The 7,939-nt window shown below is 68.7% G+C and carries 5 protein-coding genes; 3 read left to right on the top strand and 2 right to left on the bottom strand.

Translation table 11 applies throughout. The features are described from left to right. Positions 1 to 353: 353 nt before the first annotated feature. Both AB0O28_RS39690 and AB0O28_RS39695 read right to left on the bottom strand, forming a co-directional pair. Positions 354 to 2,027 (bottom strand): immunoglobulin-like domain-containing protein, encoded by a 1,674-nt coding sequence (locus tag AB0O28_RS39690; protein ID WP_363648186.1) that lies wholly within the window; start codon positions 2,025 to 2,027, stop codon positions 354 to 356. A gap of 42 nt (positions 2,028 to 2,069) precedes the next feature. Continuing rightward, positions 2,070 to 3,509 (bottom strand): arabinofuranosidase catalytic domain-containing protein, encoded by a 1,440-nt coding sequence (locus AB0O28_RS39695; protein ID WP_363648188.1) that lies wholly within the window; start codon positions 3,507 to 3,509, stop codon positions 2,070 to 2,072. A 720-nt stretch (positions 3,510 to 4,229) separates the two neighbouring features. Here AB0O28_RS39695 and AB0O28_RS39700 point away from each other — a divergent pair. The 3 genes from AB0O28_RS39700 to AB0O28_RS39710 all read left to right on the top strand — a co-directional run. Further along, positions 4,230 to 5,063 (top strand): pectate lyase, encoded by an 834-nt coding sequence (locus AB0O28_RS39700; RefSeq protein WP_363648190.1) that lies wholly within the window; start codon positions 4,230 to 4,232, stop codon positions 5,061 to 5,063. 139 nt (positions 5,064 to 5,202) lie between these two features. Further along, entirely contained in the window at positions 5,203 to 6,816 is a 1,614-nt protein-coding gene (locus AB0O28_RS39705; protein ID WP_363648194.1) for a cellulose binding domain-containing protein, read from the top strand. 104 nt (positions 6,817 to 6,920) lie between these two features. After that, positions 6,921 to 7,939: arabinofuranosidase catalytic domain-containing protein (locus AB0O28_RS39710; RefSeq protein WP_363648192.1), on the top strand; the 1,019-nt coding region annotated here is incomplete at its 3' end.

A 7,939-nucleotide genomic window follows, 5' to 3' on the forward strand; every position in this document is an offset into this window, starting at 1 on the left:
CTTCCTCGCCTTCCGGCTGACCGCTTCCCGCCGCCGCAAGCGCATCGAGAAACTCATCCTCAACAGCCGGGGCACACCCCTCGGGGCCTGAGCACGTCAGTGCTTGTCAGGAGCGGCTCTCCGGGTGCTCGCGGGTCGCGGCCCGGCTTGCGAGCATCCGCAGGGCGTCGTCGCTGCTGGAGCCCGCTTCTGCGGTGTGGGCCGGCAGCACGAGACCAGACTCTTCTTTCGTCCCGGGAAGCAGGCTCTCGGTGCGGAGCCCGTGCACCCGATTACTCCGCGGGCTCCGTCGCCGCGGAAGGCCTGGCCGTCCAGGCACTACGAGTGCACCCCGGGACCGCGTCGCTGCCGGCTCACGCACCCACGACGCGGACCGGGAACGAGGCGGTCTTCGTCGTGTCCGCCACTGTGTAGGAGACGGTCACCGCCTGGGTCCCCGGTTTCGCCGGGTCGTATCCCGACACGGAGCAACCGCCGTACCCCTCGGCCAGGACCTCGTCCTTCACGCCGTCCGTGTAGTCGGCCGTGACCACGAGGCCCGACAGGTCGAGTGGCTCGCCGACGGCGTAGACGGTCCTGGCCGGAGGCGTCCTCACCGAGACCGACGACAGGTCCGCGCCGCGCAGGGCGGCGTGTTCCGCCTGGGTCAGCGCGAAGACGTTCCCGTGGCGGATGACGCCGTCGGCCAGGTCGTAGTCCGGCGTCTGCCAGGTGATGGGAGTCCATTCGCCCGACGCGAGGTCCCTGGCCCAGTAAGGGCTGAGCTGCTGTTCCATGGGGTTGCCCGCGGGTGCGCCGGCCCACTTCTGGTCCGCCCAGAGGTAGTAGCCCTTCCCGCGTACGTCGCCGGGGTTCGCCTTGACCACCATCGGCGCCTCGGCGTAGGTCGTGGTCATCGTGTCGTGGGTGATGCAGCCCCTGACGACCGTCCAGTCCTCTGGCGGCGCGAGCACGGACGTCGCCCGCTCCTGGTAGATGTCCTCCGAGGCGCACCCGGGGACGTACGTGGTGACCCCGACGCCGGTGGAGACGCGGTCGCTGACGAACCGGTGGTACGACCCGTCCTCGTCGTCCCTGATGATGACGGCGTCGAGCGTCCCGTGGCCGGGCCTGCCGCTCATCACCTTCGCCGGCGTGAACGTCACGAAGTCGCGCGTCGTGCTGTAAAGGGTCTGGTTCCTCGTCAGCGGATAGCGGCCGTTCGGGTCGTCGCGGTCGGGTGTGTAGTACGTCCCGGGGGGATACATGGACGACGTCCAGTAGACGACGTAGGCGCCGATCGCCTCGTCCCAGATCGCCTCCGGGGCGAACGCCATCCCCGCCTCGTCCGGGGCCACGCGGACGTGCCGCTGCTCCGACCAGGTCCGCAGGTCGTCGGACTCCCAGACCTCGATGTGGCGGCCGGCGCCGCTCTGCGCCCAGTCCCACCCCTTCCACCCGTACGCCGTGCCGTCGACGTTCAGGTCCGTTGCGATGAGGTAGAACCTGTCCCCCTCCGGGGACCGGACGACGGACGGATCGCGTACGGCGTGCATCCCCTCGGTGGACTGGAGCACCATCCGCCCGTCGTTCACGGCCACCCAGCGGGTCGGGTCGTCGCCGACGCTCGTGGCCATGTAGATCTGCTGTCCCGCCTGGCAGTTCGACCTGGCGAAGTTCGCCATGCCGTACCGCGTGAACGGGGCGAGACGCACCGCGGGCCGTACGGTCAGGACGAAGGCGCGGCACGCCTCGGCGCCGTCGACGGTGACGCGCGCCGTCAGGGTCACCTCGGCCGGGCCGGCGCCGGCCGGCGGGCGCGTCACCACGCCCGCCGCGATCGCGCCGTCCGCCTCGTCGGACACGATGTCCGGGTCCGACGACGTCCAGCTGACCACCGCGCCCGGCGCCGCCGCCACCGTGGTCGGCAGCGTCACACTCCCGCGCACGTCGTCGGCGTGAGGGATTGTGATCCCGGCCAGTGCCCGCTCAGCGGGCCCGGTGACCCTGGTCGCCCCAGTCGACGTGGTGCCTTCGGTGCCTGCCATCCGGCCTCCCGTCACCCGGCCACGCATCGCCCGATGCCCTGATCAGCGGTAGCCGGCGGCGACCACGTCGGCCTGGACCGCGTTGTCGGTGGCGTCGGAGGGGTAGCCCGAGACGATGGCTCCCTCGTAGAAGGTGCCCTGACTCAGGTTGGTGTTGGTGGCACAGCAGTCGCCGCCGCTGCCGAGGATGATCGCACCCTGCTTCTTCATCGGACTGTAACCGCGGGGAAGCGATCCGTCCCACAACGTGGTCATGCCGCCGGTCTGCGCGTTGCCGCCCTTGATGGCGAAGCGCGACGTGCCGTTGTTCTTCAGCATCGCGGTGACGAACTTGCTGGTGAAGGCCCTCTGGTTGGGGTTCCAGGAACTGCTGCCGCCGGGGTAGAGGCCGTATTCGAGGTCGGCCTGCACCCACGGACCGGAGCCCGAGCAGCCGCCGAACCAGCAGCTCGTGCCGAAGTAGATGGCGTCCATCGCGCCGGCCCCGTCGGCCTTGCGGGTGGTCTCGCTGTTGCCGTAGTCGAAGCAGCAGCCGCCGTTGACGTGGGTGCCGCTGGTCACCATGTACACACCCTCCGGCGCGCTGCCGGTCGGCACGCCGGTCGCATGACCGTCACGCCAGTAGCTGTTGCCGGGCCTGATGTACAGCGAGTACGCCTTGCCGCCCCCGACCGTCAGCGACTCCGACGTCGCGGTCGCGGGAGTGTCCTTGCCGCCGGCCCCGCCCGGTCCCTGGTACCAGACGTCGTTGCCCCGCCCGGACTGGTCGTACACGACGGTGATTACACAGGTGGTGCCGGAGCAGAAGGAGTCCTGCGCCGCGGCGTTGGCGACACCGCCCGCGCTCAGCACGCCGATGTTCCTGGTCGCGTTGTCCGACGACCGCCTGACCTGATAAAGGTTGCCGCTGTAGGACCGGTACAGCGCCCGCGTCGTGCTGTGCGCGGCCACACACGGCGTGCCACTGGCCGCGTAGATGTCACAGGGCTTGCCGGACGTCTGCGGGGTGGACGACGGGCTGGCCGAGGGGCTCGGGGAAGGGCTTGTGGCCGGGCTGGGCGAAGCGGTGACGCCGCCGGTGCAGGCCGTGCCGTTGAGCGTGAAGCTCGCCGGTGACGGGTTGGTGCCGCTGTAGGCGCCGTTGAAGCCGAAAGACGTGCTCGCGCCGGTGGCCAGTGTCCCGTTGTAGCCGGCGTCGGCGACCGTGACCTGGCCGCCCGACTGCGTCATCGTGCCGTTCCACAACTGCGTGATCGTCTGCCCCGCGGAGAACGACCAGCTCAGCCGCCACCCGTTGATCGGGTCACCGAGGTTGGTGATGCTCACGTTCGCGCCGAAGCCGCCCGGCCACTGGTTCGTCACCGAGTAGTCCACGCGGCAGCCCGCGGCCGCGTGCGCGGCGGGCGCGGTCAGCGCACCGGCTGCGCCGGCCATGGCGACGAGCCCGGTGGCAAGCCATAGCCGCAGGCGAGGGATCTTCATCCGTACTCCCGGAGTTCGTTTCACGTCTGTATGCGGTCGGCGACAGCACGGGCGGCTCGGGGTTCTCGTGAGCCGGCAAAGGTGACGGATGTGCTGTTAGCGCTAACAATTCATCTACGAAACTGGCTTCTTCTCCATCGGAGCATGTGTGGTGGTGGTGCGGCGGAGCAAACACGACGCGAGGGAGCCGCGTCAAGGTCCGGGCGCTTCTCCGCGCCGGCCCTCACCCGCCGGGGCCCGTCCCGGCTGCTCTCACCAGGACGGAGTCCGGTCGCTCGCGAAGTGCGAGTGCTGAAAGTTTCATGGAAATCTTGTCGTAATGTTCTAAGCATTATCGCCCGGATATCGGCGGCCAAAGCGGCGTCCCGGATCTTGGTGCGGAAACGTTCTTCAATCGCCTTGTTGACTGACGCAGGCCAGAGAGATGGGCTTCCAGGCGTCCGAGCGAAATACTTTCGAGATCCCCTTGACAGGTTTCTTCACCGTTTCCACACTGAGTGCCGAAGCGGCCTCCTGCCGGGGTCGGTGGTGCGCGGCAGGGGTTCCCGGTTGCGACGCGTGAACGTCGAAACCGCAGTCGGATCAGGTCGCGATTTCGCCGGATCTGGCTTCCACTTGCCCTCGTGAACGCCGATGGAGCGCCGGTCGGCCTGAGTTCCCCACAGCCGGCATCACCGCATGCGGCGGCGTAAGTCGCCGTGTTCTTCCCCTGGAGTGTGAATGAGCACGTCCGCACGATTTCGCACCGTGTTGTTCGCCGCCTCGGCGGCCGGGATGGTTCTCGCGGCCGCCCCGGCCGGCAGCGCGTCCGCCGGCACCGTCCTGAGCGCGCTTCCGGGCGCGGCCCCGGCGGTCGCCCTGCGGCTGGCCGCCTGGCCGTCCCCGGCCGGTCAGCAGGCGGTCGGCGCCACCATCAACGTCTCGGGCACCCTCGACGGAGGGATGAAGCGCTACTACGGCACCGGCGCCCTGGGCAGCGGCAGCCAGAGCGAAAGTCAGCCGCCCATCTTCAAACTGGCCAACGGCGCGGTGCTGAAGAACGTCGTCATCGGCGCTCCCGCGGCCGACGGCGTCCACTGCATGGGCACGTGCACCCTGCAGAACGTGTGGTGGGAGGACGTCGGCGAGGACGCGGCCACGTTCAAGGGCACCTCGTCGTCGCAGACGATGACCATCGACGGCGGCGGCGCCAAGGCGGCCAGCGACAAGGTCTTCCAGCACAACGGCCCCGGCACCATGGTCATCAAGAACTTCCAGGTGCAGAACTTCGGCAAGCTCTACCGCTCCTGCGGCAACTGCTCGACCCAGTACAAGCGCAACGTCGTCATCCAGAACGTCACGGCGACCACGCCCGGCAAGGTCCTGGCCGGTATCAACACCAACTACGGCGACACGGCGCGGTTCTCGCAGATCACGATCGTCAACGACCCGAGTAAGAAGGTCGTCGTCTGTGACAAGTACAAGGGCGTGACCAGCGGCGAGCCGACGAGGATCGGCAGCGGCGCCGACGGCGTCAACTGCGTCTACTCGTCGTCCGCCATCACCTATCGGTAGACCCGCACCCGGCGCTCACCCACGAGATCTCGCGCATGTCCCGTGTGCGGCGGCCAGAAGTGATCCCGCTCGGCCGCCGCACCGGACTCGCGACCCACACACATTCGTCTACTCACTTCAAGGAGGATCCTTGCGAAAGGTGAAAGCTCTCCTCGCGGCCGGAATTCTCGCGACCGTCCCGATCGCCCTGCAGGACCAGGCGGTCGCCCTGGAGAACGGCGTGGCGCGCACGCCTCCCATGGGCTGGAACAGCTGGAACACGTTCGGCTGCAACATCTCAGAGACGTTGATCAAGCAGATGGCCGACGCGATCGTCAACTCAGGCCTGCGCGACCTCGGCTACCAGTACGTCGTGGTCGACGACTGCTGGATGAATTCGACCCGCGACTCCGCCGGGAACCTGCAGGCCAACGCGTCGCGCTTCCCGAGCGGGATGAAGGCGCTCGGCGATTACCTGCACGGCAAGGGGCTGAAGTTCGGCATCTACCAGGCGCCGCTGGACAAGACCTGTGCCCAGTACTTCAACAGCTACCCCGGCGCGACCGGCGCCCAGGGACACGAGGCCCAGGACGCCCGGCAGTTCGCCGCCTGGGGCGTCGACTACCTCAAGTACGACTGGTGCTCCCCCAGCGGCACCATCGACGACCAGGTCCGGACGTTCGCGAAGATGCGCGACGCGCTGGCGGCGACCGGGCGGCCGATCGTCTACAGCATCAACTCGAACAGCGTCCACTCGAAAACGGGGCCGCAACGCAACTGGGGCGACGTCGCCAACATGTGGCGGACGACCGAGGACATCACCAACAAGTGGGACACCGGTCAGACCAACGGATACCCGATGGGCATCCAGAACATCGTCAACGTGACCGTCCCGCTCGCGTCGTACGCGAAACCGGGAGCGTTCAACGACCCGGACATGATGGAGGTCGGCCGGGGCGGCATGACCGACACCGAGATGCGCAGCCACTTCGCCCTCTGGGCGATGATGGCCTCGCCGCTGATCCTCGGTAACGACGTACGCAACATGGACGCGGCGACACAGACGATCTTGAAAAACCAGAACCTGGTCGCCATCAACCAGGACTCGCTCGGCCAGCAGGCACGCCAGATCAGCAACGACGGGACCCGGCGCGTTCTGGCCAAGAAGCTCAGCAACGGAGACGTCGCGGTCGCCCTGTTCAACCAGGGCGGCAGCACCACCACGATCAGCACCACCGCGTCCGCGATCGGAATGTCCGGCGGCTCGTTCATCCTGCGTGACGCGTGGACGAACACCCTCAGCGGCACCAACGGCACCATTTCGGCCAGCGTGCCGGCCCACGGCACCGTCGTGTACCGGGTCAGCGGTGACACGACCCCGTCGCCGAGCCCCACGCCGCCGCAGTCCCCCACGCCGTCACCGAGCCTCACGCCCTCCCCGAGCCCCACGCCGTCGCCGAGCGCGCGGCCGGGCGGCTGTACGGCGACCTACCGGCTGGTCAACGACTGGGGAACCGGCTTCCAGGGCGAGGTGACCGTCGCCAACGCCGGATCGTCGGCGATAAACGGCTGGACCGTCACGATGACCCTGGCCGGAGGCCAGACCATCTCGAGCCTCTGGAACGGCGTGAACACCGGCACAAGTGGCGCGATCACCGTCAAGAACGCCGCCTACAACGGCGCCGTCGCCGGCAACGGGTCGACGACGTTCGGTTTCACCGCCAACGGCAGCGGCTCGGCCGCCCCCACCGGCGTCACCTGCACGAGCCCGTGACACGGAACGCGGGCCGAGCGGAATCGGCCCGCGTCTCCGCGAGCAGGGCTCCTCGCTCGCGGAGAGAACGCCCATCTCGAGGAAGGCAAGCACCTGTGCGACATGTGAGCTCTTCTCGCCGCCGGCTCAAGCTGTCGGCCGCGGCCGTCGCCGCGCTGCTGGCGGCCGGCGCCGGCATGGCCGCGACGCACGCCGCGTCGGCGGCCGCGGCCGGATGCCAGGTCACCTATACGGTGGCCAGTGAATGGCCGGGCGGCTTCAACGCCAATGTGAGCGTTAACAACCTCGGGGATCCGGTCAACGGCTGGAAGCTGACCTGGTCGTTCCCCGCCGGGCAGACCGTCACCCAGCTGTGGAACGGCACCTATACCCAGTCGGGCTCCCAGGTGACGGTGACCAACGTCTCCTACAACGGCACCATTCCGACCGGCGGCAGCACCGGCTTCGGGTTCAACGGATCGTTCAACGGCTCCAACCCGATGCCGTCGAGCTTCGCGTTGAACGGCGTGACCTGCACGGGCGGAGTCACCTCCCCCTCCCCCGGTGTCTCGCCCACGGTGTCACCCAGCGTGTCGCCCTCCACGTCACCCTCACCGCTGCCGCCGTCCAGGCAGCCGTGTGACATCTACGCGGCGGGCGGCACGCCCTGCGTCGCGGCGCACAGCACGACCCGCGCCCTGTACGCGACCTACAACGGCCCGCTCTACCAGGTGCGCCGCTCCTCGGACAACACCACCCGCGACATCGGCGTGCTGAGCCCGGGCGGAGCCGCCAACGCCGCCGCGCAGGACTCGTTCTGCGCGAACACCACCTGCCTCATCACGATCATCTACGACCAGTCCGGCCGCAACAACCGCCTCACCCAGGCGCCTCCCGGCGGCTTCGCCGGTCCGGCCGCCGGCGGCTACGACAACCTGGCCACCGCGACCAAGGCTCCGACCACGGTCTACGGGCACAAGGCCTACGGCGTCTACGTCGATCCCGGCGTCGGCTACCGCAACAACACCACCAACGGTGTGGCCAAGGGCGACCAGCCCGAGGGCATGTACGCCATCTTCGACGGCACGCACTACAACGGCGGCTGCTGCTTCGACTACGGCAACGCCGAGACCAACAGCCGCGA

Origin of the sequence: Microbispora sp. NPDC088329, assembly GCF_040685655.1 — a bacterium.
Lineage (GTDB): Bacteria > Actinomycetota > Actinomycetes > Streptosporangiales > Streptosporangiaceae > Microbispora.